The sequence below is a fragment of the Fulvivirga sp. M361 genome (assembly GCF_007097395.1).
GTDB lineage: Bacteria > Bacteroidota > Bacteroidia > Cytophagales > Cyclobacteriaceae > Fulvivirga.
The window spans coordinates 1-24,677 of sequence record NZ_VKDC01000060.1 but is presented as its reverse complement, the minus strand read 5'-3'; the positions used below and the strand labels follow the sequence as shown (position 1 = coordinate 24,677).

Genomic DNA, 24,677 nt, shown 5'->3' with positions numbered 1-24,677 from the left:
GGCATATAATCTATCTCTACCCTACAAAGAGAAAAGATTATACTTCAAATGTCAAGTGGGTTTTCGATATACAAAATTTCCGAAATCACCCCGAAATCATTGCTTATTGAACGTATGGACACTTTTTGGAAATCAACGTGTCAAACTCGGGATACAGATCGTATTCATATCGCTCGATGGCTATTCCTTCAGCATCCGTTTGAAGTTGGTCCCGGTCGTTGTATTTGGACAGTCTTATTACATTATTCCGATGATCATACTGATATTTGATCGACCAGATGCCATCTATTTCTACGGGCTGACCATTGGTCGAATAATATTTGGTTTCCTGTCCGCGATCTAGCTGGTCATAGGTATTCTCGTAACGATGCACACCGGCTTTATCCGTTACGGGTGAATTCCTCAAATTATAATATGAAGTACTTAACAGGTTATTTCTGTCATCATACGTATACCGGGTAATGGAGGGTTCTGTAGCTATACCTTTGTAGTCATGTGTGAGTTTCACTTCCTGAACCAGGTTATTATTTTCATATTTCCGTTTGATCACCACAACGCCATCTTTATTGTAGTACCTCGTTTCCACATTATTGTCTAATACGTCGTAGTCCCATTGAATAAGGGCATAATTGTCAAATTCGATCAACTGATCAAGGGTATCATAGTATGACCTTTCAATCATTCTGTTCAGGCTGTCATATGTATACCGGTTTATATGAGCTCCCTGAAAGGCATAAGCCGGCAACCGTTGAGCGTTGAAATACTTTGTTTCCAACTTATTGTCGCTATTGTCATAGCTATATTGGTAAATAGCCACGTCATACTGAGATTCTTTTAGATTGCCCTGGTCGTCATAATATTCAGACCTGATCAGGTTTCCGTTATCATCACGATATAAAGCAAACGCATAAACCCCCTCTTTATCAGAGGTAACATTATCATCGGCATCTGTGTAATATCCTGTCTCCAGGTTCTTTGAAGTGTCATATAGATAATGAGTGGTTGGCCCCTGGTAATGGGTACTAACGGGGTGATCATATCCATTTAAATTTGTGATCTGTTCCACCCTGCTTTGATTGTCATACGTATACCTTACTTTACCAAATCCATCTTCATCAAAGACAATAATCCCCCCTCTGTCATATTCGCTATATTCCATCGTCCGGCCCAGACTGTCAAACTCCCAGAACCGCATGGCTATACCCATATCATCGTTCACAAGAACACCATTAGAGTTGTAAGTGGCGTGCATATTGACATTACCGTACCGGTCAGTCGCATTTATGGTGCACCATATTCCGTCGCCGTCCTCCCTGGGGTGGTGATTCCCATCATAGTATGATAGCTTGGATTCATACCCTAATTCATCGTAAATAAACTCTTTGATGGCTATTGAATCCTTAATATCAACAAATTCTTTGCCTTTTTGGGTGTATGATTTAATCAGTTCGTCTTGTTCATTGTATTCATAGTAATACAAGTAATTGCCACCAGCTTCTGCCATTCTTTTTCCATTAGCGTCATAATTCTTTATCAGTATCCTACCAGGCTCACTTAAATAGCTGTAAAGAAGCTCATATTGTCCCAGTGAATTTTTCATACGATTACCGGCCTGGTCCAAATAGTGTTTTGAGATGATCTGCTCCTGTGTGTTACGGGTGACTTTCGTAACAAACTCTCCGGTAGGCCCCCTCACCTTATTTCTGTTCAAATCAAAAAATTGATACTGAAAATGCTGCCCTTTTTGTGTTTCAATGAAGGTATGATACCCAAATCTATTGTTCACGGCCTTACCTTTTGCGTTGTAAAAACCATACAGCGTTTTATGCTCAGATACCTGTTTTACCTGTATTACTGCCGCACCGAAGTATGGGTCGACCTCCAAAGATCCGGATCTGTAATAGTTGATCTCATTAAGGCCATATTTATCATCATAGTAAAACTTATAATATGAGCCATAATCATGTTCATAGGGTAACACATTCCCTCTGCCCGTTATCCGTAAATCACCGGTTTGTTCAATAAACCTATGATATGTTTCATTTTGGCCATAACCCATATTGAATTCACTTTTCCAATAAGAATCCAAAACCGTTAAGGTGCTATCAATTTTAAACTGCCATATGCTTTGCATGGCAGTTTTGATGCTATGATCTGTCTGATGATCGTATAAATACTGATTTCTATTATTTCTTTTTTTATAAGTCGCTATGAAGTCATTCATTTCAGCCCTGGTCGTGTATTGATAAGGCTTGCTGATGATTTCTCTGCGCGCCATACGCGCGGTCATTTCGGTTATATTAAAATGATACCGCTCGTGCTGGAGCAGCAGGTATGATTCTCCTTTATCCCAGGGATTCATCCAGGTATATTTTGGATAAAACCGGGCTTCAATACAATTAGTTTCCCCCGGGCTATTGACTTTAAATTCAATCTCAGACCTTATGCCTGCATCATATTCTGTAAAGAACCGGGGATAGCCGCCAAAATCAGTATAGTCTAAATACGTCTTGCTCTTCCATTGATGTGAAACGTCACCCAAAGGATGAAACCAACTGTTATGGAGAACCATACAAGCTAAAAGAAAGGGGCCAGTCAAAATCAACGTGAACCTCACATACTTCAACGAAGTGATCTTTAAGCGCTTCCACTTTTCGGAATACTTATATAGCGGCCAGGAAAATATGCCACTTAAAACTAAAATTATCGTCATTGCTATTAATAAATCCTTCAACTCATTCGTCGAGTTGAATAGTATCAGTCCTCTGAATGATATGATGGCTATAATGAATACTGAAAGGATCATTCTAACCTGAAAATGATATTCTCTCCTGTTCTTTGAATTTGAGATGCCATTCGCATGAATCAGGGGTATTAGGGGACTGACACACAGTAAATAGACAAATACAGAGTTACTAAAATAATTAATCGAAAAGACCAGGGAAAGGCTTAACAGGAGCATGTAGTAGCTCAAATGGTCTAAAAGAACTATTCCCGGAAGCCAATTAAATGATTGAGAGACGTCAGGTTTTTTCTTTTCGGCAACTGTGTTCGTGTCGTTTTTACCAACCGTGTGTTGAGATTTATTCCCGGTATTGAATGTACCTTTCAATTCTTGTGGAATGGCAACCTTACGGGTGGACAATTCTGCCAAAACAGCTTCAATAAGCTTAGGCTCGTACTTTTGTGGTCTTTTTAGATACTTCAATAAGTCCTTATCGGAGTTTGCCTGAACCCGTTTGCTAAATATATTTACTTCCAACTATATAAGCTTTAATACCAGAAAGCTATAAATATAATAATGAGTATTATTTGTCAAACTGATTTTAAACCAAAAAGAAGTACACATTCGTCATATGTTGCAAGTAATAAGAATGCGAATTTAGCTCACCGAGCTTTCGTAAATGGTGGTCTTGCGCAAACCATAGCGCAATAAATTACATGGGGAAATGAAGTTGTTTTTTTAGATTGTGAGCTCAGATCGCTAAAGTATCAAAAACATTAATAATGGCGGCATGCCCCCTATTCCAAAAAGCATCCATCAGGCGTTTAAACGCTTTGGTTTTAATCGTCATTTTTTATGGCCTTTGTCATACCAGCCTTGCACAATATTCTACTATATCCCTAAATCTTGACCAGGACGTAAATCAATGGTTTGATCATCAAATCGGCAAAGAAAATGCAGGATTGATCCATGGCCATTATCAAGTCATAACACGTGCTAATTATATTTATCATCCATTTTATGGCAGTGATCGTTGGGTGACCGGGCAGGTCCGTTACCGAAACAGGCTATATGAAAATGTAGCGCTGATGTACAACATCCTGGAAGACTATTTAATCATACAACATCCTACAAATTTAATACTGATCAATCAACCGATACGGCTGGAAGAAAATTGGGTAGACTATTTCACTATTGCAAAGCACGTATTTAAATACATCGACACCGGCCACCCATCCATTACTCCGGGCTACTATGAAGAACTGTACAAGGGAAAGGCACTGAGCGTAATTGTAAAAAGGGAGAAAACCGGGTCTATAAACAGCTCTAATAAATTGATGAAATACACCCAACGCAATAAACATTTCATTGAGTTGGGAAAAAACTATTACCGCATCCGTGGAATGAGCACCTATTTTAAGCTGTTCAAGCCACATAAGAAAGAGTTGAAGGCATATATCAAAGCCAAAGGGCTCATTATTGGAAAAGACCGTGATATGGGTTTGGTTCAACTGACGAAATACTGTGAACGTATGGTGCCATGAAAAATATAGTCATCGTACTTATGGTATTGGGAAGTCCTTTATTTGCGCAGGTTGAAAACGCTAATGTTACTGTATCCCTGGATTCGGTTCATGTGGAAGTGTTAATTCATCACCTTGAAAATAATTTCAGTATTCGGTTTTATTATGATCCCGATTGGTTTGAAGAACAGATAATTACTGTTGATTTTGAAAATGGTACTTTGGAGGAGCTTTTGGAAAACGTTTTTCATACTTCAGAAATAAACTTTTTCATTGATGGGGACCACATATTTTTAACCAAAGGAATCCCAATCCAGGCTACACCGGCTATTGCGTTGTCTAGGATGGCAGCGAAAGAAGAACCGTCGGTTGAACAGGCCCCTGTTGAAAAAGGCCTGATATTTACCAGGGAGTACAAAGCCCCTGTCGATGAAAATATTGAAAACTATACATTCGAGATCGGCAGTCGCTCAAAAATGGTCCGGGACAGCGATGTAACCCTAGCCGGCTACATTAGACAGCAGGAAAGCCAGGAACCGGTTTCAGGCGCCTACATCTACACTAAAAACCCCGTCAAGGGTACTACCACTGATCGGGATGGATTTTACTCCCTCACACTACCCGCGGGCAGACAAAGGGTATGGGTCAGCTCTGTTACCATGCAAAACACTTCAAGGAACCTCATTTTGTTTTCTGATGGTAAATTGGATATAGAAATGGAGCCCGATGTTATTTCACTGTCTGAGATAGTGGTAGAAGGAGAACGGGATGCCAATCTCAAAAGCACACAGATGGGTGTCAATAAAATAGATGTGGAAAGCACAAAAAACGTACCTCTGGTACTTGGAGAGAAAGACATAACTAAAATAGTCACTACCCTGGCAGGCATTCAAACGTTGGGAGAAGGAGCTGCGGGTTTCAATGTACGAGGTGGCAAATCAGATCAAAACCTGATGTTGCTGAATGAGGCCACTATTTATAATGCCTCCCACTTTCTCGGTTTTTTTTGGTATTTAACTCTGATGCTCTTCAGGGTATGGAGGTCTATAAAAGCAGCATTCCGGCATCTTTTGGTGGCAGGCTGGCATCTGTTTTTGATATAGAGATAAAAAAGCAAATACTGAAAAATTTTCAGGAGAAGGTGGTTTTTCACCTATTACTTCCAGGCTAACCTTTGAAATTCCTGTTATAAAGAAAAAGGCCGGCTTATTGTTAAGCGCCCACACTACCTATTCGAACTGGATCATTGAAAGGTCTTCAAACCCTGAGTTCCGGAACAACCGGGTGTCATTTTCAGATTTCATATTGCGATATGATCATGAAATCGATGAAAAAAACAACATTGAAGTATCCGGGTATTACAGTAGAGATGACTTCCGTTTAAAATCAGACACACTTTTCTCTTTTTCTGATTTCTCTTATATAAATACCAACGGAGCTATAAAATGGTCGCACCGTTTTAATGATCGTCTCAATGGACAAATAACAGGTACCGCCTCTCATTATGGCTATGACTTGCAGTTCGACGAGACGTCTACCAACGCTTTTCAACAAGATTTTTCGATTACAGACGCTTCATTGGAAATAAAGATGGACTATTACATGAACGACAGGCACGAATTCAGCTTTGGGGCCATCTCCAGGAATTACCGGATAAACCCGGGCACCAAAGGGCCTTTGGGAGATGAATCATTGGTCACTTCTCTAGCCATACAAAAGGAACAAGCCCTTGAAACAAGTTTCTATTTTTCCCATCAATTTGATCCCTTACCAAACTTTTCTCTTTCAGGAGGTTTCAGATAGGTTCTTTTTAGGTCCGCTAACCGCAGATGGCATTGTATCCTTTCATACGTTCAAAGGTGACCTTGATGGGTTTCAGCCCGATGAAAATATCCATCAATTGGAGCTAACTCCTATAGCGAACAACGAGGTGTTTCAATATCCGGTTTACGGGGAAGCAAAAGATATAAATAATAGGATTCCTGATCTTAGGGAGCAACTTTACTGGAACCCTCAAATCAAAGTAGGAGAAGACGGTATGCTCCGGCTTCAATTTTATACTTCTGACGTGCCAGGAGAATATGAAATGTCTATTGAAGGAGTGAGCCAAGCCGGACAACTCATATCCATAAGGCGTAAGCTTCTTGTAGGTCCCTGATGAGTCTTCAGCTCCATTAGGTTTGTAGAATGTTCACGCATGTTTACCTGTACTTTATTTGGGATGTTTCTATCTCTATCTTTTTCCTCCTGAATAGGTCATCGCCTCTCCTTTGCCAAAACCGTAACTAAACCCCAGTGTTATAAACCTGCCTCTTTGATTAAAATTGTAAAGAAAGAACTCCGGCTGCTCGGTAATACTTTCCTGAATTCTGGAGGCAAACACATCGCGAATGCTTAGGTTGACAACAGCTTTTTTGTCCAGGAATTTCTTACGTAATCCAATATCCATAAAAGCAGTGTTAGAAACCACACTTTGAACAGTCTGGTAGCCCGATCGGTAATTACTTACAATTTCGATATCAATATCTGCCGGGAGCTTAAATTTGGTAGTAAGCCTCGCATTTGATCGGTCACCGTTGAAATCAAAGGTTGTGCTTTCCAAGTTTCCCTCTCGTTTGAAATAGTTATAGTTAAAATCACCATTCAGGCTCATCCATTTCGTCAGATCATATTCCAGATTCACTTCAAACCCTGTGATGGCGTTGCTCCCAATGTTAAGCGGGGTGGTGGTATTAACGTTATTTTCAAAGAAAGAAACCCGCTCTATTACATCGGTGGTATAACGATAGTAGACGCCTGCATTCAGAGCCATTTTTCCTTCTATAAAAATACCGGTCACCTCATAGGAGTCTGTAAACTCCGGTTGCAGGTTGGGATTTCCGGTACGTATATTGAAATCATTCCTGATATTGAAGAATGGATTCAGGTCCCATAGCCTGGGTCTGTAAATTCTTCGTGAGTACCCTGCCTGAAGCGAAAATGTTTCGTCGAATTTGTAAGAGGTATGAGCACTTGGAAAAAGATTAGTATAATTTTGATCGTTCGATTCGTTCGTATTTATCAGCAGTGTATTAAGGTCTGTATTTTCAATTCTCAGACCCAGTTTAACGCCCCAGTCTTCGAATTTATAAGCACCTGTTCCGTACACGCCAAGCACTTTTTGATCAAATTCAAAATCATTTGTAAGGTTTTCATCGACTACCCGTGAATTATCCACAAGATTAAATACCGCATAGTCGTTCCCCACATTATTTATTACATATTGTGCTCCTGTTTCGAGTGTGATCTTATCGGTAATTGGGTCGGTGTAGTCGAGCTTGAATGTATAATCCGCCTGTTGAAATTTGGTTTGAGTTTGTTGGTCGGCATATTCTTCATTTCCGAAAGTGGCTGTGTTTGTAAACTCAGAAGACTGGTCTTTCCCAAAAAATCGTCCTAAAGCGCTGAACACTAATGAATGTTCCTTGTGGTCTTCAAAATCCTTTTTGTATTGAAGTTCATATTGCCATTTAGGATTATCGGCATCCGTAACCTCTATCCTGTTCCGTTGAGATAACAATGTGTTCGTTTCGTCAAAAAAACTAAAATCCGTATCAGAGGGCTGATCTTCTATTTCATAGGCAAAATTTCCTGAAAGCGTGATGACGTTATTGGCATTGATATGATAATCTGTCCCCAGAATGATATTGTAAAAGGTCTCATTTCGAAATGCCTCTCCGTCACTCTCAATGGTGGTGTTATTGATAAGGTCCCGGTTGGTAGTTTCAGAATATCTCGGGAGAGAACGATAACCAGCCCCTAATTGGGTAAAAAGGTTGAATTTCTCCGTTCTTCTATTCAGGCTGATGCCTATACTATGGTTATCAGGAATACCTGTATTAAGGGAGACAGAACCGTTTAATCCTTTTTTTTCTTCTTTTTTTAGGACAATGTTCAAAATACCGGAAGTACCCTCAGCATCATATTTGGCAGAAGGGTTGGTAATCACCTCTATCTTTTCGATCATATCGGCCGTAATGGTCCCTAAAGCATTACTCTGTTCGTCCGAAAGAATAGAAGGTTTTCCATCAATAAGTATCTGTACTCCTGTGCTGCCCCTTAGACTTACCTCCCCTTCTATACTTACATTAACGGATGGAACGTTATTCAATACCTCCAAAGCTCCCATCCCGGTAGAACTCAAATCATCGCCTACATTGAAGACCCTTTTATCTACCTGGAACTCTGTTCGAGACCGTTGTCCCGCCACTACTACCTCATCCAGCACCTTACGGTCTTCTGAGAGGAAAATAGTGCCCAGATCCACTTGCCCATTGATGATCGAAATGTCATCGATTAGCTTATTCGTAAAGCCCAGGAAACTTACTTCCACATAAAATGCCGTTGCCTCAGATAGTATTTTAAATTGGCCCTGGGAGTCTGTGGTTGTGCCTGTGACAGGCATCCTGGTTTCGTTGTCCCGAATGGCAACGGTGGCAAAGGGAATAGGCTGCTCGCTTTGCTCCTCCTTCACAACGCCAACAATTTCTATTGTACGGTTCTGAGCTCTTACACAATGCAAGCCGAAAATCAATGTAAACAGAAGTGATGTTAAATACTGTGTTGTTTTCCCTGGATTCATAAACTAAACCTAATAAGCGTTTTCTGTCAAAGAAACGTGGGATCAGTAAGGTTGTTCACATCAATCCTGTAAACGCCAAAACTTATCCTCTGAACGACATGAGTAAACTGAAAAATACCTGAAAAGTTGATGAGCTACTCAAAATCGTTGTTCAGCTTCTCACTTAGGTCATTGGCCAGGTTAGATCCATATATAGCGATTGAAATGCCTAGATTTGTTTAAATGGGCGCTAAATGGATACCATCTCATATAAAATATCAGGAGTTGATCTTTCAAGTTGTGCTTCATGCCATTGTGTTCGTCTTTTATGCGTATGATCGCCGGCATCCGCAGATCGTGCTCCATGAGGTCTTTTTCTTCACAAATTATGCGGCAGGTGCGTTGGTAATTAATTACTTTCTGCTCCCTCGTTATTTATACAATAAAAAGTACCTATACTTTTTTACCTATTTCACTTTGGTTGTAGGGATTGTCGTATTTGTTGAAGAAGGGATTTTAGAACCTATCTATTTTCCTGACACTAAAGGAAGGAGCTTCTTTGGAGGAATTCACAACTTGCTGGATGTATTCCCCACCATAGTCATCCTATCCGGATTCAAGTTTGCATGGGACGCGCTTAAGACACAAAAAGAAGTAGAAATTTTAAGGCATGCTGTTCGTGAAAGCGAATTGCAATTTTTAAAGTCTCAGGTCAATCCACATTTTCTTTTCAACAATTTAAACAACCTATATGCTCATGCCATTGAAAATTCCGCTAAAACTTCGGATATCATTTTAGCATTATCTGATGTACTCCGCTACATGCTTTATGATTGTAAGGCAAAATATGTTCCTCTCTCTAAAGAAGTAGAACATATTTCCAATTTTATCAATTTGAGCAAACTGCAAATTGAAGAGAGAGGAATGGTAGAATTCACTATTCACAATATGACACTTAATTACCAGATTGCACCTTTGATCCTGGTCATATTCATTGAAAACGCGTTTAAACACAGTGCCTCAAGCCAGTCTGAAAATATAGAAATTCTAATTCAATTGACGGTAAATGAAGCTGGGATACTGTCATTTAACTGCACAAACACCTACCGGACTCAGTCCAATACCAAGGATCTCTCAAAAGGAATTGGTCTGGCAAACGTAAAAACACGATTACAACTGCTTTACCCAAATTCACATGAGTTGCAAATAAAGAAAGGTGAGAAGCTGTATGAGGTCAACTTAAAAATTGATTTGAACGAAATTCCCAAATCATGAATTGTATCATCATAGAAGATCAATTGCCTGCTCAGCGTATTCTAAAAAAATACATTACCGATTTAGGCACGCTAAACCTGACAGGTACCTACACGGATGCCCTTCAGGCCGTAGAAGTATTGAAAACAGATAAGGTGGGTTTGATCTTCCTGGACATTCATCTGCCTAAACTGTCGGGGATAGATTTTCTAAAAACATTAACAAACCCGCCTCAGGTCATATTAACCACAGCATTTCCGGATTATGCTCTGGAAAGCTATGATCTGGATGTTGTGGATTATCTACTCAAGCCCTTTTCCTTTCAACGCTTTATCAAAGCAGTGTCAAAGATCACATTAGATGATCACCAAAAGGTAGTAGCATCTGATACATTTACGCGAAAAGAACCTGACCAGGTGATTTTTGTCAAATCAGGTTATGAACACATAAAAATAAACATTGATGATATCGTTTTCCTGAAGTCCGATTCAGACTATACAGAGCTCTATCTTGAGCATAAGAAACACCTCTCTTCAGAACCACTAAAATTCTGGGAACAGAAGTTAAGGAGTTATAATTTCATAAGAATACATAAGTCGTACATCATCAACTCATCTAAGATCCATAAGGTGGCTGGTAACCATGTTCATTTATCTGAGAACATTCTGATACCTGTAGGCAGAGCGTATAAGGATGGGTTTTCCAATAGATTTTTGCGATAGTAAGGTACATTCCCCTGAAGGAAAGTGCGCGCCCGGGTCGAACGTGCTGATAGCTATTTATACTTTGTTAAATACCTTGGTTGCTTATGATATATCAGATACCATAATTCATGGGACGTATTTTCAATCCGATTTCCCTCTCCACCAGGTAGCCAGTGAGGAACCTGTAATATTCATAAGTGGTCCAAAAACGGAAGGAGCTAATCCCACTGTAGCTACCTTACCCATTTGTAAAGCAATGCCCGAGGCCAAACCTCCGTTTTGCATTCCTACTTCCAGGGCAATGGTGCGACAGGACTTTTGATCTATTCCCAGTAAACGACAACACCAGTAGCCCAGGCCATACCCCAGCATGTTCTGAAGAAAACATGCCAGGATCAGCATGCCACCAATTTCCAGGAGATTGTCCCGTCCTAATGCGGTAATAACGGTGATAATTACACCTATTCCAATCATAGAAGTAAGGCTTAACGCTTTTTCCATCAGACTTTTGTTTGTGCCAAAAGTGGATCTAAACACAACCGCTGCCAACATGGGAAGGCCCATGAACCAAAGGACGTCGCTTCCGAAACCCAATAAAGAATCGATAGACTCCTTATGCTCGGTCACCATAGATATACTATTTTTCAAAATGATAATAGCCAGAAACCCGGCAATTTGTATCCATTTATTTCGAACAGATTCTTCTCCGAATGCAAACAGGTTGAATAACAATCCTGCAATGATGGGAAGGATCACAATATTCATAATACCCAGCATCATGTTCCAGAAATCGATGGGTATGGACGCTCCTACCAGCCACTGCATGATCAAGGGAGTAAGGACCGGTGCAAGTACAGTGGCTATTGCTGTTAGCGTTACACTTAAAGCAACATTCGCTTTGGCCAGAAAGGACATGACATTGGAAGCCAAGCCGCTTGGACTGGCCCCTACCAGGATGATGCCGGCAGCGATTTCAGGAGGGAATTTGAAGGAAGTGGTCATAGCCAATGCCACAAAAGGCATGATGGTAAACTGGCATAAAACACCAATAATCACCGCTTTAGGAGATTGGATCACTCCTTTAAAATCTTGCAGGCTCATCTGTGACCCCATGCCAAACATAATGATCTGTAAAAGAGGAATGATCAATGCCTTTAATTGAAAATCACCCACCTGGATGAAGTGTTGCGGGTAATAAAGCGCAACAGACACTGCAGCCAGGATCAGGATGGTGTAAGAAAAGCCTTTAAAAAACGGATGCTTGCGGACACCTACGGCCAGCAGTACTAGCCCTGTAATCAGATAGATCCCTCCGGCCTCCAAGTCATCAACAAACCAAAAATAGATAAATGTTAGAAGTAAGATCAGGCTGATGATCAGGGAGAGTTTATAAGTGTTGATTTTCATTTCGGATGTCTTAATTAGCGCTTAAAAATCACCTATCTTCAGGAGATAGGTTAACACATATAAACTTAACCCCGAAAATTATGAAGACAAATTCAGTGAAAATTAAATTGTACAGGACTTGTATGAAAAGTGCTGAGGTCAGCCTTCATCGTACTTGTGACCAGATAATTATTTTTACATTGGCAAAACTAAGAACCCTATATATTTATTGCGGTTTTTTAAAATGTGAGTGACACGGTAGTCTTATCTTTATATCTTTGTTTTATAAGATTAATAATCTTTATGTCTTTCAATCAATGAGTTTTTTTTGGTTTATTTTCATTTTAAAACTTATAAAAAACTTGAAATCTGAATGAAGGTGAATTACCATTTATATATCTAAAAGCCTCTTTATTTTTTGGTATCGCTCTTTCTTTCAAAACAACGAAATATCCCATATCAATGCTTACACCCAATTTTTCATTAAAATTAACATCTTTACCGATTGCCAGATTCAGAACATAATGCTCAAAATCGGCAAATTCTGGCTCAGACTTGTCAGTATAAACAATCATATTGAGGTTAATACTTCCCTGTTGACATCCGAAAATAATCTTGGATAAGAATTTGACCAATCTTATTCCCCGTTTTTAGCTGTAAAGAGAACTACCTTATTTACACGCACCAATACCTTTGCATTCGCTTTGTGATATTTTAAACTAAGTGATTTCAGTTATTTGACTCAACATTGTTTTTTCCCAGTCGGTAATATAGATTAATTTGAAAATTTCCTTTTGTTTCGTCATAGATCATAATCCGATCAGGGCCTACCTCAAAGACTAAATCACTGATATCATGAAAGCCTCGGTGGTACCTTAATCCAATTGATAAGTCATTGATAAGATTATAAAAAACATTTAAATTTCCACCAAAACCTAGTTTTTTATAGTGACCATTTAGAACAAGGTTTTCATTAATGATTGCTGAAAATTCAGGCCCTAAGCCAATTATAAATCTGTCTCCTAATTTGTAGTTAACGGAAGTATTAATAAGTAAAAAACCCAGTCTATTATTGCCAATATCATATTTGAATCCCTCTGCTGAATAAGACAACTCAGTTATAAGGTTATATTTCTGAGATACTGAGTTTGACATCCAAGTACCAATCTGATAACCTAATAGGTAACTAGTCACATCAGGATAATTTTCTCCATTAATTTTAAGAGTATGAGTACTCAAATTTACTCCGGTTTTTAACCCAAATTGAGCCTGAGAATAAATATCCGAAACAGAATAGACTAAAAAGAAAACAAGAAAATATTTATTCATAGTAATAAAGTATGTTGATGAAATAATCTTCGCTTTTTGAGATAAGTTGTTTCAATTAAAAAATGAGAATAAGTGATAATCAAAAATATGTCCTGCTTTCACTAAACTCGAATACTTCCCTCCTAGACTATCTAATCCGCAAACATCCTTAACTAATACCCGAACTGAATAGAGACTGTTGTCTTTCTTCTTATTCTCAACTAAACCAAATACCATGCAATCTATTGAATAATTCGTTGTGTCAGCAAGATTGAAGGTCGGTGGTTCAGGATAATTAGCGTAATTTGATATTACTCCATAACTCCTACCACCATTATAAAGACTTAACGGAATCCAGATTGAATCTTCAACAGTTAATTCTTTGAACTCATCCTTAACTTGTTTTCTAAGATTCCTGGAAAACTCCTTGTAAAATTTCTTAATATAAGCCGAATCAACATTGATTCGTAAATCTTGAGACGCTACTGAAGTAGTGAAGCTAATTAATAAAAATATCCCTTGTGCGATCTTCATTCGTTTTGTGAGACTAGTCCATCTGCTTCTGAATATTACTGGCAGATAACCCCGAATGTGTTTTTACTAGCTCGAACCTTACTTTGGTACCCGGCCTGATCGTCCGGTAACCTTCTCCCGGAATGGCCGTGAAGTTGAAAAATACAGGGTCCTCAATTTGTTCAGCCTTAAGGAAACCGTTCCCTGACCGTAAATCAAATGAATCGACTACGCCAGCATAGACCGGTAACCCGGAAGAACCTAACTCCGGATCGTTTTGCCATGTTTGCTGTGGTATACGGATCTTTTTCACATGATCGGTATTGTATGCGTCATAGGAATAATAGTCCATTTCTTTCATGACAGACCGAAAATCCTGACGAAGCTCCTCGATCGTAGGTCGGCCTACAAAGTACCAACCGTTGTAGATCCTGAAGATCTCAAGGTTGGGTTTTAGCACATAGGTATAGGGCAATGCCCGGTAGGCATACTCTCCCTCTGTCTCATCCATGATATCCAGGTCTTTTATCAAGGACCTTTCCACATCACTGAAAAAGGTCCATGACGCTCCTAAACCTGCTCTGAATGCTGAAGAAGTGATCGGATCATCTGCGCTAACACTTACCATTTTACAAAAATTAACCTGTAATTCATCCTGAAACCCAACCAATGAGCGAAACTGAGCCTGATCCCTTGGGCAAAAGAACCCTCTTGAAAAAATGACCACCAACGGATAACCCTCTTTGAAACCATACCTTTTATCTGCCTCGCTCTGTTTTGTGAATGATGACAGGTTTCTAAGATTTCCATTGTGATCCGGCAGTTCAAAGTCCGGAAAAAAATCTCCGGTTTTTTTATTGTTCGGCATACGTTTCGTTTTGTAAGACTATGAATTTCGTAATCGATACCGGATATGCAAGAGCTTAATTCTCTTGGCGATATAGTCCTTTTCCATCATCACAAGTCGGCGGTCAACTTCCTCCTGATAGCTTGGTTTTGCAGGGTCCAGGTCTTTCGCTCGCTGATAGGATGATGCATGCTTTTGAATGGTTTCATCATGATACAACCCCAGTTTGATCGTACAAGCGTTGCAAACGGTATAACCATACAGGTCTTCGAGGAAGCTCTCATCTTCTTCGGCACATCTAAAACATGATCTTTTGCTAATGTTCATATTATAAGAATACTAATCCTGTCCATGGTGGAGTTATTTTTTTTTGAGACATAATCAATGAGCGTTTCATGGCGTTAATTACCTTTTAGTTTTTTGAAACTTCCTGATAAATTCTGTAATCACTTCAGGTCGCTTCTGACCGTTCAATTCATTTACTAATTCGTCCGGTTGAAGTTGGTACAACTCACCCCACCAACGATTACTTTTTTTGTTCCATATCATCCATCCGCCTGGTACTCCTTTGGAAACATATCTTCTACTTGGTTTACCCACTCTATTCAGAGTTTAGTGAGACCTGGATTCATCTAAGAGTTTCATGAGCTCGTCAGTAGATTCACCGGTTTTGATGAAATTTATCAACAGACTCAGTAAATTCTTGTATTTATCCCGTTCAGCACCAATTGCCTTATTTTGGTCGGTAAGGTCAATTATCAATCTGTTCAAGTCACTTACTTCGTCTTCCAGTGCTTTTATCGTAGCCATAGATGCTAAATTTTCGTTTTGTTTAATTGGGCTTTGTATTAAATTTTAAACTCACCTTTCTCTTGTTCTACTTTTATGGTCCTGGAATAAGTTGTATGGCTTTTCTCTAATTTTCAAGCTTCTATAATTTGTAATTACTCTAGCTCCGCTATTAGTGTTCTATCAGTTTTGCTTTGGAGCCATCCAGAAATGGAATATCAATCTGCCACGTTTTATTGGATAATTTCACTTCAACTTCAACTTTATCCGTTTTACTTGACGTAACTCTTGCCGTTACGTTGGGTATTGCATTTTCCGCTGGTACAAGTAACCATACCATTGTTGCATCTTCGTTAATTGAATTGGTATAAATGCTTGTTGTGTTTTCCTCTACTTTATTGTATTCGACACTATACCATCCTTGTACAGGGTTGTCCTGGCCCTTTACCATTGCAAGGTTGAACGACTGATTACTAACAGGAATAACCGCAAGGTTTCCAAATGGATTATCGGACTTTGTAATATCTCCATCCTTTACAACTTTACAGCTTGGGTGCCAGTGCCATAACGTTTTAATTTCACGAGGTTGCTCTGTAAGGACCCGATCAACGATTACCCAAAATTCACCACGTACGTAAAATATTGACCGTATGTGGTTGACCTGACCATCAACTTTGTAATCCCTAAATGAATCTGAAGCATAGTCAAATGAATCTTCAGTTCTAAAATGTTTATCGGAAACAGGCGATGTTACCGAAGGAGGTCCCGGGTTTTGTCCCATATTATCTATTAAGAGCAGGTTATGTCCCTCACTGCCAATTCCGTAAGCTCTATACTTCTCATATAATTTACCGGAATAAGAAAACCTGCCTGCATCCACCAGTAAGTCTCTTCCATAAGCAGCAACAGAAATATGTAATTTATCACTATGCTCGTGTCCCGTTCCCCAGGGTCCCATATCAAAAAAGGACCAATGTGCATTTTTATCATAACTACTTCTGAAAGTTAAATGCCCTGACCACGGATAAAAAAAGGATGGTCCATTTGATGGTTTTTTACCAGACATGCCATTTGTTGCAATGTATTTCCAGTCTTCCCGATGGAACGTTTTTGCTCCTTTAAGAATTAATTCTCTATAATCATTTCTATCCGAATCATTATTCAAGGGGCCGGTACCGTCAGGACGAAGCATATGTGCCAAATAAGCATACATCTTCTCTAAAGTATTGTTATAGGATTCAGGTATTTCTTTCCCTACATTCTCACTCAATTCTTTCAACTCTACAAAACTTTCTAAAGCAACCGCATGATAATGAGAGGTGAGTTCTGTTTGAACACCGTCCGGATATACTTGTTCCTTCATGCTTTTTCCCATCTCATGAATGGCATAATCTAACCACTCATCTGAATTTTTAATTTCCGGAAATGTAGTAACAATGGTTGCCAGTCCGGAAATTTCCATGGTCAACCAGTTCCCTTTTTTCTTATGAAAATGTCTGTTATAATGTGCGTGATCAGGCATACTTGATAACATTAAGAGTTGTGTGGCGGGAGATAGATGCTCACTATTGAGTAAGCCGTAAAATATCTTGGGCCAAACTTTTGCTCTAAAGGAGACTTCCAGACCACGCCATATATCAGTAGCGGCTGGCTTAGCAGGATATGGAATACTCTTTATAATGAAGTCACGAAGAAACAAGTCAATATATGCTGCGTATTCTTTATTCCCGGTTCTCTTGTATATCTGGAATAAGCTATCAATTTGAGGATGTCTATTAGATAGCCATGACCATTCAATATCATTATTAGGACCTCTGTAATTCCAATCTCTATGCCCATCTTTTCCATACGGAACCTGACCCTTAACTGTCTGTATAACAAATACGTCTTTGAGTATGGTATCCCCCAACGCTACCCTTGCATCAGAAGCCCTGGGTTGTTTTATTCTTAGGTTAGAGGCTGAATTGCCCTTTTTATAATACGCTAACAAATAGTGACAAGCCGCATTTATATTTCCATTGCCATACTCTTTTTTAACCTTTTCCAAGCCGGGATAATCAAGATTAAAATTAGTGAATATTTTATTTATTTCCCCGGGGAACGTATTGCATACATCTTCTATAGAAGTTACATCTTGCCATTTTTTTTGAGCTTGTGTAACCTTCATAGAAAGGGTTAAAACTGCAATAAATAGAATTGTCAGTTTTAATTTCATTATCAAAATTATTTAGTACCAACCAAAGGCCCTGAAAGCCAGCTTGAAGATAAATCAAACCCGCATGATCAACAACTTCTTCTTTTATTTCAGGAAATTACGCGATGCATAAGGCAATTAATGCATGATCGGATAATTCGGGTTTTAAGATTCCCTCCGGAGCACATTTAGCAAAGCATAATGCGTTATAATGCGTTCCTGTTTTCTTCTCTGTCTGGTTGTAGCATGAGCAAAGCGGAGCTACGACCTTACCATAACCAGGAGCGTCTCGCTCGATCTCTCTCTGTAGGCCAACCTTACTCAAAAGAGGTTTGTTGCTTCCACAAAATGGAAGACTTTAACCTCATGCTATGAGTTCGTCTTCACAGTACAACATTGGGTTTGTCCTTTAGTGAGACAACAGTCCTGTTTAAACATCCTAAGAGCCGGAAGCTCTCACCAATTATAGGTCTTAGGATCGCTACGCTTGACCAAAGACCAGAGGGTAGCATTCTGTATTAATCTTTAGGAGAACTATCTTCCTATTCCTCGTCATCTTCAATCGTATAAACAATGGTATCCGGGTCATCTTCAAGCTCCCTGTAGGGGTTATGTATACCTATCATATACGCGACGATAATTGCCCACGCTTTTCTTTTCAGATATAATGCAACTTGATGGTATGTTGGTCTTGTTGCAGGTTGTAAATGATATGAGGCAATTAAAATAATGATTACATGGACGAATAAAATAAGTATGTTCCACTGACCTTTCGTGATTAACACAATTTGGTTAATTGAAACAAGAACAGAATAAGCATATAGTCCCCATTTTTTAGTTCGCCATAATCCTATCATGCATATTAGGTTGGCTATAGTTACAAAACCAGCATATGGGCCAAACCAAGAACCTATTTGTTTTGCAATTTCTGAGAAAATCATAGGAATTGATAACCCAACTCCAATGAACCCAAGAATACAAATTATAGTAATTGCAATTGGTCGTTTTAATATTTTGTTGGTTGGTTGATTTAAAACTCCTACCTGATTCATAATTTATATGTTCATTTTGCAGCTTTGAATGCTAACGTTTTGGCTAAACTGCGTTTTAATGCGGTTTAGGTTTTGTGACACCCGTTTTTATTTCTTTTCTTAAAATCTTTTCCATTTTACGACCTTTCGCCAATTCATCTACCAACTTGTCCAAATATCTTACTTGTCGGGTTAATGAATTGTCAATTTCCTCAATTCGATAACCGCATATCACACCTTTTATCAGCTGAGCATTTGGATTCAAATTTGCCTGTTGAAAGAAAGCTTCAAAAGTTGCTTTCTGACTGATAAATTCTTGTAATCTATCTTTGTCAAATCCTGTCAACCATTCTATCACCTCGTGAAGTTCTTCTTTAGTTCTTCCTTTTTTCTCCACCTTCGTTATGTAATGCGGATAAACAGAGGCAAATGTCATTTTTGCCATTCGTTCGTTATGTTCAGCAGTTACTTTCATGTTATGCTTTCAATTGGTGACTAACGTCCAGATAGGCTCAGTGAGCATACCCTTTCAAATTAATTCTAAAGTTAATATTTAGCACTGCAAATTACTCAATGCTCAGTTTGCTCAGTGAGCTTATCATTTGTGCGTGTCTTGAATAGTGAATATAGCTCATGAATTTGAGCGTTCCAAAGGGTGAAAGTCCCGTATGTGCTGGGGTCGTGTCCGGAAGCGAAGCAAGCGGCACGCGTGCCGCTGAAGCTTTGGCGTAAGTACAAGGTAGTTTGAAGTGATCCATGCACTGAAGTAAGCCTGCCTGCGGTATCTGTACTGACGAACAGAAACCACATAGAGAGGCTATCAAAGTATGCCGGAGTATTACCTAAAACTACAACCTGAGATTCAATGAACCGTGTAGTACGAGAACCGTACGCTACGTGGTGTGAGAGCCTCAACCTGAGTCATTACGGCTCAGGTCGGGCTACTCAATTATCCTTTTGTATTTATCCGTAAAGGGTATAATAAATACTTATTTTACCAGACTACTATTCAGAACTATTTTCCTTATTTCGTTCTCAAATTGGTAGACAATGTCACCTGCTAACCAATCAGCATCACGGGAATAAATGTTCTCCCAAATGATGACATCTACGTCTTTTTCAGGGATATAAAATTTGATAGAAGCAAAACCAAAGCCTCTTCCACCGTGTCCAAGGTGGAAGGTCTGATGCGTGTCATGTATGCGCAGACCGTACGCGTATCCTATTGTATCATTGTCAAAAGCAGCATGTGGTCCTCTATTGCTAACTGATACCATTAATTTTAGGTAATCCGGATCAAGAATTTCACCTTTATGCAATTTGTTATCCCAGATAGTTAAGTCTTTAGTATTCGAAATAATTCCTCCAGCTGGAATAAAATCCTTCCAATCTTCTTCTGTGATTCCTATACTATCAAAATCGACGGGAGTTAATTCTCCATCTTTAATCCAGTATCCGTTGATGAGTCCATCTCTCGGCTGATTTAATTCATAGCAATATGTATCATTCATACCTAATTCTTCAAATAGGCTGTGTGCATTATCAATAAATGTCTTACCTGTCACTTTTTCGATGATTCTTCCCAACAAGCCATAGCCTGGATTACTATACCTGTACCCTTTACCAGGTTCGAATAAAAGAGGTTTGTCAAAATCCACTATTCCTGAGGACATATTCAGTAACTGATGAATAGTAACAGAGTCAGCCCACAGTGAATGGAAATCTGGCAGGTATTCTTTGATAGAATGCTGTAAGTCTATCTTCCTGTTTTCCACCTGCATTAATAGCAAAGCTGCAGTAATCTGTTTACTATTGGACATGATTCGAAATTGGTCATTGATAGAGATGGGAGTTTTGTTCTCAAAGTCCGAATAGCCATATTCTCTTACATATTTTGTTTCTGCACCCTTTGTGATAAGTACAACTCCGTTAAAGATACGAGGGTGTGTGGTTGCTATCAAACTGTCAATTCGAGAAGAATAGTCATCTGTTAATTGTCCATCTGACTGCTTTTCGGACTCGTTGTTACAGCTTAAAATGAGTGAAAAAAAGAGGAGGAATAAATACTTTAATTGTTGCCCGAATGCTTGAATGTTTTCTTTCATCTTGATCAAGTTTTGAGCAATACTACTGAGCTCTGTTTCTGAAAAACGTTTGTCAGGCGGATAAAACGTTCGATTCTATAAAATCGAACTAATTTGATAAATGCGCTTTTCTGAATTGAGCGGGTGTCTGTTGATGAATGGATTTAAATGCAGCATAAAATGCGGATTTTGATTTGAAGCCGCAATCCACCCCAATGGCTTCTAAAGTAATGGAGTGATTTTTTTTTATCATTTCAGTAGCTGCTTGAATTCGGAATTGATTGATGTAGTGATTAAAGCTACTTTGTAGATTATCATTTAGGATCTGTGAGAGGCGGTGGGTACTTATATTGAGCTTTGAGGCGATATCAGCAAGTTTTATGGTGGGGTCGATGTGAAGCTTATGATCAACCATCAGTGTATTGAGTTCTGAGAGTATTCGCCTGGCCTCCTCGTCTGGAATTTTCTTACTGCCGTATTTAGGCTGTGCTTCATAAAAATCCGATCTGCGTCCATAAAACCCAAAGATAATTGATAAATAGAGAACCACGGATATAGAGACGCCACCCAAGATGAAGTTGCCAAAATGGGTAAGTAGGTAGGCAAGCCATATGACAAAGACCGACCCCACCAACGTTACCATCCATAGTTCATTCTTTTCGAGTTTTTGCCTATTGAAAAGCTTCCGGATTGCACGCATTATTCTTCTCGCAGCAAGGATGATGTATGTGATCCACTGGATGTAAATAATACCACCAATTGGAGTAGTATAATTGAAGTAGGACAGGCTTTTATATTTGATGAAAAGAAAAACCGCTACCATCAAAGAGAGATAGGGTAAGGTATGAGCGATCCATCGATAACCTTTCGATTGGGAACCTGAGGTGCAGGTCGATACATATAAAAAGAGGAATGGACCAATTAAGGTATCAACAGATTGACCAAAGAAACTTATAATTTCTATGCCATTTTCTAAGAACAATATGAGTACGGACTTGCCTTCCCTAAGCCCGATAACGAAAAGTAAAGAAGCGAGGAACTTGATGTGCAAACCCCGACTTTTTACAAAAAACAAAAAGTAAAATGTTAGAAAAAAAGTATTTAAGGCACCAATGGCACTGAATAAGAATAGCAGAGCCTTGTCGTAACTTACTTCACTTAATTCCATTCATAAGAATTTTTCGCTTTCAAAATGATATTGGATTTATATTGGCTGATATTATCTATGGGAATATTGGAACTCGAAGTGAATTGGGAAAGACATAATGGATAGCATCCAGATAAGCTCAGTGAGCATACTTTTTCAAATTTCTTCTAAAGTTAATGTTTCGTACAGAAATTGCTCATGGTTCAGTTTGCTCATTGAGCTTATCATTTGTGTGCGTCTTGAATAGTGAATATAGCTCATGAAGTTGAGCGTTCCAAAGGGTGAAAGTCCCGTATACGCTGGGGCCGTGCCCGGAAGCAAAGCAAGTGGCACGCGTGTCGCTGAAGCTTTAGTGTAAGTACAAGTTGGTTCCAGTAATGATGAACCTAAGCTCCTCTTTTCGTTTATATAAAATTAGAAAAATTATATTTAGCTACTTGCTTTTCAAGACAGTACCTCGATTGTACCTAGTGCTTCTATTTTCTTAACCATCCTAAAATTCTATCATTATCTATTCTCCATTTTCCATCTTCGAGTATTAAATCAAATTTCTCTCTCGATTTTCCAAAAGGTCCAGGATTTTGTTGTATAATTTCAATCTCATTTTCAGTAACATTGCTAATAATTGAAACGTGTCCGTATTTATTCAGAGTTGTTCCCGAATAAACTACCAAATCATTTGTTTTAGGTTTGGATTTACTTGGATTTGTAAATTGATTCAAATTCCGCTGTTTATTTTTTTCTCCGTCTTTTAAATTTGAATCAAAAAAATCTTTTGCGTGTCCATATGTGTCAGGCATTTTGTGATTCAATTGCTTGTAGTAGTACCTTTTTACAAATTCGACACATTGGTATTTTAATCCGAGATTATATCCATCTTCGGCTAATCTTCGACCATTTACATTACCAACTCCACCGTTATAATAGACAAGGACTCCATTTAATTCGTCAATTTTTTGTCCAACTTCGTAATTCGGATTCAGATTATTTTTTTTTGATATAAAGAATCCGATTGCTATTAAAATCAGGATTCCAAAAATGACCAAAATTCGTTTTTTCAATTCTATTATGCGTTTTTTTGGTGTATTAAATACAACACCCATGTAACGAGACAACAGGTGTCGTTATATTTTATTACTGAGACGAATCTAATGGATTTTTTATAGTGTTCATAGCAGTATTAGCCACGTGAGTGTAGATTTCAGTTGTTTTCAAACTGTTATGCCCTAACAATGTTTGGATACTCCTTAAATCAGTTCCTTGTTCTAATAAATGAGTAGCAAAAGAATGTCGCAGGGAATGAGGTTTAACGTTCTTTCGTATTCCTGCTTTTACACAAGATCTTTTGAGTAACTACCTGGTCGTAGCATGAGCAAAGCGGAGCTACGACCTTACCATAGCCAAGAGCGTCTCGCTCGATCTCTCTCTGTAGGCCGAACTTATTCAAAAGAAGGTTGCTGCTTCCACAAAATGAAAAACTTTAGCCTCATGTTATGAATTTATCTTCACAGTATAACATTGTGTTTGTCCTTTAGCGAGGCAACAATCTTGTTTAAACATCCTACGAGCCGGAAGCTCTCACCGATTACAGGTCTTAGGAACGCTACGCTTAACCAAAGACCAGGGAGAGAACTAAAAGCTTTCACTTCTCAGCACACTGCACGCCAGGTGAGTTATACCGAGTAACATAATCTGCAAGTTATTCAAGCTGCTGGTTCAAAATGAGCGCGTTAAAGTATTGTTCACTATGGAAGTCCAGGGAGTCTTTGAAGTATCTTTTTGTAACCTGAAGGCTGTAGTCACGCATATTGGTATCATTGAATTGATCGTAATTTATCCAACCTGAAAACGGTTGTGAGTATATGATCTTACTAAGGTTACTTAGCTTAATGCGAAGACGGGTATGATACTTTCCGGTATATTCAAGAACTCGTGTGACAACCAGATAATCCGGAGGCAACACAAGCTCGTAGTAACTGTTACCACAAAAATGTGTGTACTGCCATGCTTCAATGGGGCGCCACCTGCCCATAGAGTCTTGCGCTTCACAAATCATTAATAATGAACCATCCTGGAATTCCAGTACGTGGCCTGTTGTATCGCGGTTAACGATGTAAACGGGAAAAGCCTGGAAATCGGCTTCTCTCCTACCCTTATCCTCTGTGAAAGTATCTATCTTGAAGTTTGAGGTGTCCAACTCCCACTCATAGAGTCGTAGCGGCAGTCGAACTGTAGTGTCTACTATAACATCAAAGTCGTTTTGGTAGTTTTTAAATTCCTGCCGTGACCAATTGTATAATGAATCCGAAAAATGATCTCCCAGCGTATCACCTAGTATTCCGTAGGTCCATATTTTATTATGATTAAAAACCATACTTAAAGGTTTAACACGATTAGTACTGGTGAAATTGCTGTATATGACGGGTAATGACTTATTTACAGTTGGAGCGTATCCCTTCGGTGTTGGGCGTGTATTTAATTATGATTATTTTCTTATAGGCAGTAATTCATGTAACTGGTTGATCTTATACTCAGGGATTTTTCTCAGGGTTTGGGTAAGCCACTCTAATGG

General features: G+C 39.0%; 23 protein-coding genes and 1 pseudogene. 6 read left to right on the top strand and 18 right to left on the bottom strand.

The features are described from left to right. Positions 1-103: 103 nt before the first annotated feature. Entirely contained in the window at positions 104-3,262 is a 3,159-nt protein-coding gene (locus tag FNH22_RS30720) for an RHS repeat domain-containing protein (protein ID WP_143402373.1), read from the bottom strand. A 245-nt stretch (positions 3,263-3,507) separates the two neighbouring features. Here FNH22_RS30720 and FNH22_RS30715 point away from each other — a divergent pair, with 245 nt between their 5' ends. From FNH22_RS30715 to FNH22_RS30700, 4 genes are all read left to right on the top strand, one after another. Then, a complete protein-coding gene (locus FNH22_RS30715) occupies positions 3,508-4,269 on the top strand; it encodes a hypothetical protein (RefSeq protein WP_143402372.1) in 762 nt (253 codons plus the stop codon). Then, positions 4,266-5,351: a carboxypeptidase-like regulatory domain-containing protein gene (locus tag FNH22_RS30710; protein ID WP_143402371.1), complete on the top strand. Its 1,086-nt coding sequence runs from the start codon at positions 4,266-4,268 to the stop codon at positions 5,349-5,351. Before FNH22_RS30715 ends, FNH22_RS30710 begins: the two co-directional genes overlap by 4 nt. A gap of 106 nt (positions 5,352-5,457) precedes the next feature. Further along, complete coding sequence (locus FNH22_RS30705) at positions 5,458-6,051, top strand: hypothetical protein (protein WP_143402370.1); 594 nt, start codon at positions 5,458-5,460, stop codon at positions 6,049-6,051. Continuing rightward, positions 6,008-6,406 (top strand): hypothetical protein, encoded by a 399-nt coding sequence (locus FNH22_RS30700; protein WP_185154512.1) that lies wholly within the window; start codon positions 6,008-6,010, stop codon positions 6,404-6,406. The genes FNH22_RS30705 and FNH22_RS30700 overlap by 44 nt, the downstream gene beginning before the upstream one ends. 75 nt (positions 6,407-6,481) lie before the next feature. Here the strand turns inward: FNH22_RS30700 and FNH22_RS30695 are convergent, their stop codons facing one another. After that, entirely contained in the window at positions 6,482-8,869 is a 2,388-nt protein-coding gene (locus tag FNH22_RS30695) for an outer membrane beta-barrel family protein (protein ID WP_143402368.1), read from the bottom strand. Between the two features lie 264 nt (positions 8,870-9,133). Here FNH22_RS30695 and FNH22_RS30690 point away from each other — a divergent pair, with 264 nt between their 5' ends. After that, a complete protein-coding gene (locus FNH22_RS30690; protein WP_255518196.1) occupies positions 9,134-10,123 on the top strand; it encodes a sensor histidine kinase in 990 nt (329 codons plus the stop codon). After that, positions 10,120-10,824, top strand: coding sequence for a LytTR family DNA-binding domain-containing protein (locus FNH22_RS30685; protein WP_185154511.1), 705 nt, complete (start codon positions 10,120-10,122; stop codon positions 10,822-10,824). The genes FNH22_RS30690 and FNH22_RS30685 overlap by 4 nt, the downstream gene beginning before the upstream one ends. Before the next feature lie 123 nt (positions 10,825-10,947). Here FNH22_RS30685 and FNH22_RS30680 read toward each other — a convergent pair whose 3' ends face one another. From FNH22_RS30680 to FNH22_RS30605, 16 genes and pseudogenes are all read right to left on the bottom strand, one after another. Continuing rightward, a complete protein-coding gene (locus tag FNH22_RS30680) occupies positions 10,948-12,213 on the bottom strand; it encodes a bile acid:sodium symporter family protein (RefSeq protein ID WP_143402365.1) in 1,266 nt (421 codons plus the stop codon). 323 nt (positions 12,214-12,536) lie between these two features. After that, on the bottom strand, positions 12,537-12,767 hold the full coding sequence (locus tag FNH22_RS30675) for a hypothetical protein (protein ID WP_143402364.1): 231 nt from the start codon (positions 12,765-12,767) through the stop codon (positions 12,537-12,539). Positions 12,768-12,921: 154 nt separating this feature from the next. Continuing rightward, positions 12,922-13,521 carry a hypothetical protein gene (locus FNH22_RS30670; RefSeq protein WP_143402363.1) on the bottom strand — a complete coding sequence of 200 codons (600 nt, stop codon included), beginning with the start codon at positions 13,519-13,521 and terminating at the stop codon, positions 12,922-12,924. Between the two features lie 51 nt (positions 13,522-13,572). Continuing rightward, positions 13,573-14,034 carry a hypothetical protein gene (locus FNH22_RS30665; protein WP_143402362.1) on the bottom strand — a complete coding sequence of 154 codons (462 nt, stop codon included), beginning with the start codon at positions 14,032-14,034 and terminating at the stop codon, positions 13,573-13,575. Between the two features lie 13 nt (positions 14,035-14,047). Then, positions 14,048-14,881, bottom strand: a complete 834-nt coding sequence (locus tag FNH22_RS30660) for a redoxin domain-containing protein (protein WP_143402361.1) — start codon at positions 14,879-14,881, stop codon at positions 14,048-14,050. 18 nt (positions 14,882-14,899) lie between these two features. Beyond that, positions 14,900-15,187 (bottom strand): hypothetical protein, encoded by a 288-nt coding sequence (locus tag FNH22_RS30655; RefSeq protein ID WP_143402360.1) that lies wholly within the window; start codon positions 15,185-15,187, stop codon positions 14,900-14,902. Positions 15,188-15,265: 78 nt separating this feature from the next. Then, positions 15,266-15,460, bottom strand: coding sequence for a hypothetical protein (locus FNH22_RS30650; protein WP_143402359.1), 195 nt, complete (start codon positions 15,458-15,460; stop codon positions 15,266-15,268). Between the two features lie 12 nt (positions 15,461-15,472). After that, positions 15,473-15,670, bottom strand: a complete 198-nt coding sequence (locus FNH22_RS30645) for a hypothetical protein (RefSeq protein WP_143402358.1) — start codon at positions 15,668-15,670, stop codon at positions 15,473-15,475. A gap of 151 nt (positions 15,671-15,821) precedes the next feature. Beyond that, a complete protein-coding gene (locus FNH22_RS30640) occupies positions 15,822-17,816 on the bottom strand; it encodes an alginate lyase family protein (RefSeq protein ID WP_255518195.1) in 1,995 nt (664 codons plus the stop codon). Positions 17,817-18,385: 569 nt separating this feature from the next. After that, positions 18,386-18,895 carry a hypothetical protein gene (locus FNH22_RS30635; protein ID WP_143402356.1) on the bottom strand — a complete coding sequence of 170 codons (510 nt, stop codon included), beginning with the start codon at positions 18,893-18,895 and terminating at the stop codon, positions 18,386-18,388. A gap of 55 nt (positions 18,896-18,950) precedes the next feature. Then, complete coding sequence (locus FNH22_RS30630; RefSeq protein ID WP_143402355.1) at positions 18,951-19,349, bottom strand: DUF2200 domain-containing protein; 399 nt, start codon at positions 19,347-19,349, stop codon at positions 18,951-18,953. A gap of 514 nt (positions 19,350-19,863) precedes the next feature. Continuing rightward, positions 19,864-20,979 carry a serine hydrolase gene (locus FNH22_RS30625; protein ID WP_143402354.1) on the bottom strand — a complete coding sequence of 372 codons (1,116 nt, stop codon included), beginning with the start codon at positions 20,977-20,979 and terminating at the stop codon, positions 19,864-19,866. 88 nt (positions 20,980-21,067) lie between these two features. Beyond that, positions 21,068-22,126 carry an AraC family transcriptional regulator gene (locus FNH22_RS30620; RefSeq protein ID WP_143402353.1) on the bottom strand — a complete coding sequence of 353 codons (1,059 nt, stop codon included), beginning with the start codon at positions 22,124-22,126 and terminating at the stop codon, positions 21,068-21,070. A 455-nt stretch (positions 22,127-22,581) separates the two neighbouring features. After that, complete coding sequence (locus FNH22_RS30615) at positions 22,582-23,166, bottom strand: CHAP domain-containing protein (RefSeq protein WP_143402352.1); 585 nt, start codon at positions 23,164-23,166, stop codon at positions 22,582-22,584. A gap of 73 nt (positions 23,167-23,239) precedes the next feature. Beyond that, positions 23,240-23,443 (bottom strand): annotated as a pseudogene (locus FNH22_RS30610) (tyrosine-type recombinase/integrase); the annotation flags it as partial. A 361-nt stretch (positions 23,444-23,804) separates the two neighbouring features. Continuing rightward, complete coding sequence (locus FNH22_RS30605) at positions 23,805-24,479, bottom strand: hypothetical protein (RefSeq protein ID WP_143402351.1); 675 nt, start codon at positions 24,477-24,479, stop codon at positions 23,805-23,807. Positions 24,480-24,677 lie beyond the last annotated feature (198 nt).

Excerpts from the sequence above, each read along its gene's own strand:
- FNH22_RS30715 (WP_143402372.1), top strand. The coding sequence starts at position 3,508 with ATGGCGGCATGCCCCCTATTCCAAAAAGCATCCATCAGGCGTTTAAAC.
- FNH22_RS30710 (WP_143402371.1), top strand. The coding sequence starts at position 4,266 with ATGAAAAATATAGTCATCGTACTTATGGTATTGGGAAGTCCTTTATTT.
- FNH22_RS30695 (WP_143402368.1), bottom strand. The coding sequence starts at position 8,869 with ATGAATCCAGGGAAAACAACACAGTATTTAACATCACTTCTGTTTACA.
- FNH22_RS30685 (WP_185154511.1), top strand. The coding sequence starts at position 10,120 with ATGAATTGTATCATCATAGAAGATCAATTGCCTGCTCAGCGTATTCTA.
- FNH22_RS30680 (WP_143402365.1), bottom strand. The coding sequence starts at position 12,213 with ATGAAAATCAACACTTATAAACTCTCCCTGATCATCAGCCTGATCTTA.
- FNH22_RS30675 (WP_143402364.1), bottom strand. The coding sequence starts at position 12,767 with ATGATTGTTTATACTGACAAGTCTGAGCCAGAATTTGCCGATTTTGAG.
- FNH22_RS30670 (WP_143402363.1), bottom strand. The coding sequence starts at position 13,521 with ATGAATAAATATTTTCTTGTTTTCTTTTTAGTCTATTCTGTTTCGGAT.
- FNH22_RS30665 (WP_143402362.1), bottom strand. The coding sequence starts at position 14,034 with ATGAAGATCGCACAAGGGATATTTTTATTAATTAGCTTCACTACTTCA.
- FNH22_RS30660 (WP_143402361.1), bottom strand. The coding sequence starts at position 14,881 with ATGCCGAACAATAAAAAAACCGGAGATTTTTTTCCGGACTTTGAACTG.
- FNH22_RS30655 (WP_143402360.1), bottom strand. The coding sequence starts at position 15,187 with ATGAACATTAGCAAAAGATCATGTTTTAGATGTGCCGAAGAAGATGAG.
- FNH22_RS30645 (WP_143402358.1), bottom strand. The coding sequence starts at position 15,670 with ATGGCTACGATAAAAGCACTGGAAGACGAAGTAAGTGACTTGAACAGA.
- FNH22_RS30640 (WP_255518195.1), bottom strand. The coding sequence starts at position 17,816 with ATGAAGGTTACACAAGCTCAAAAAAAATGGCAAGATGTAACTTCTATA.
- FNH22_RS30635 (WP_143402356.1), bottom strand. The coding sequence starts at position 18,895 with ATGAATCAGGTAGGAGTTTTAAATCAACCAACCAACAAAATATTAAAA.
- FNH22_RS30630 (WP_143402355.1), bottom strand. The coding sequence starts at position 19,349 with ATGAAAGTAACTGCTGAACATAACGAACGAATGGCAAAAATGACATTT.
- FNH22_RS30625 (WP_143402354.1), bottom strand. The coding sequence starts at position 20,979 with ATGAAAGAAAACATTCAAGCATTCGGGCAACAATTAAAGTATTTATTC.
- FNH22_RS30620 (WP_143402353.1), bottom strand. The coding sequence starts at position 22,126 with ATGGAATTAAGTGAAGTAAGTTACGACAAGGCTCTGCTATTCTTATTC.
- FNH22_RS30605 (WP_143402351.1), bottom strand. The coding sequence starts at position 24,479 with ATGGTTTTTAATCATAATAAAATATGGACCTACGGAATACTAGGTGAT.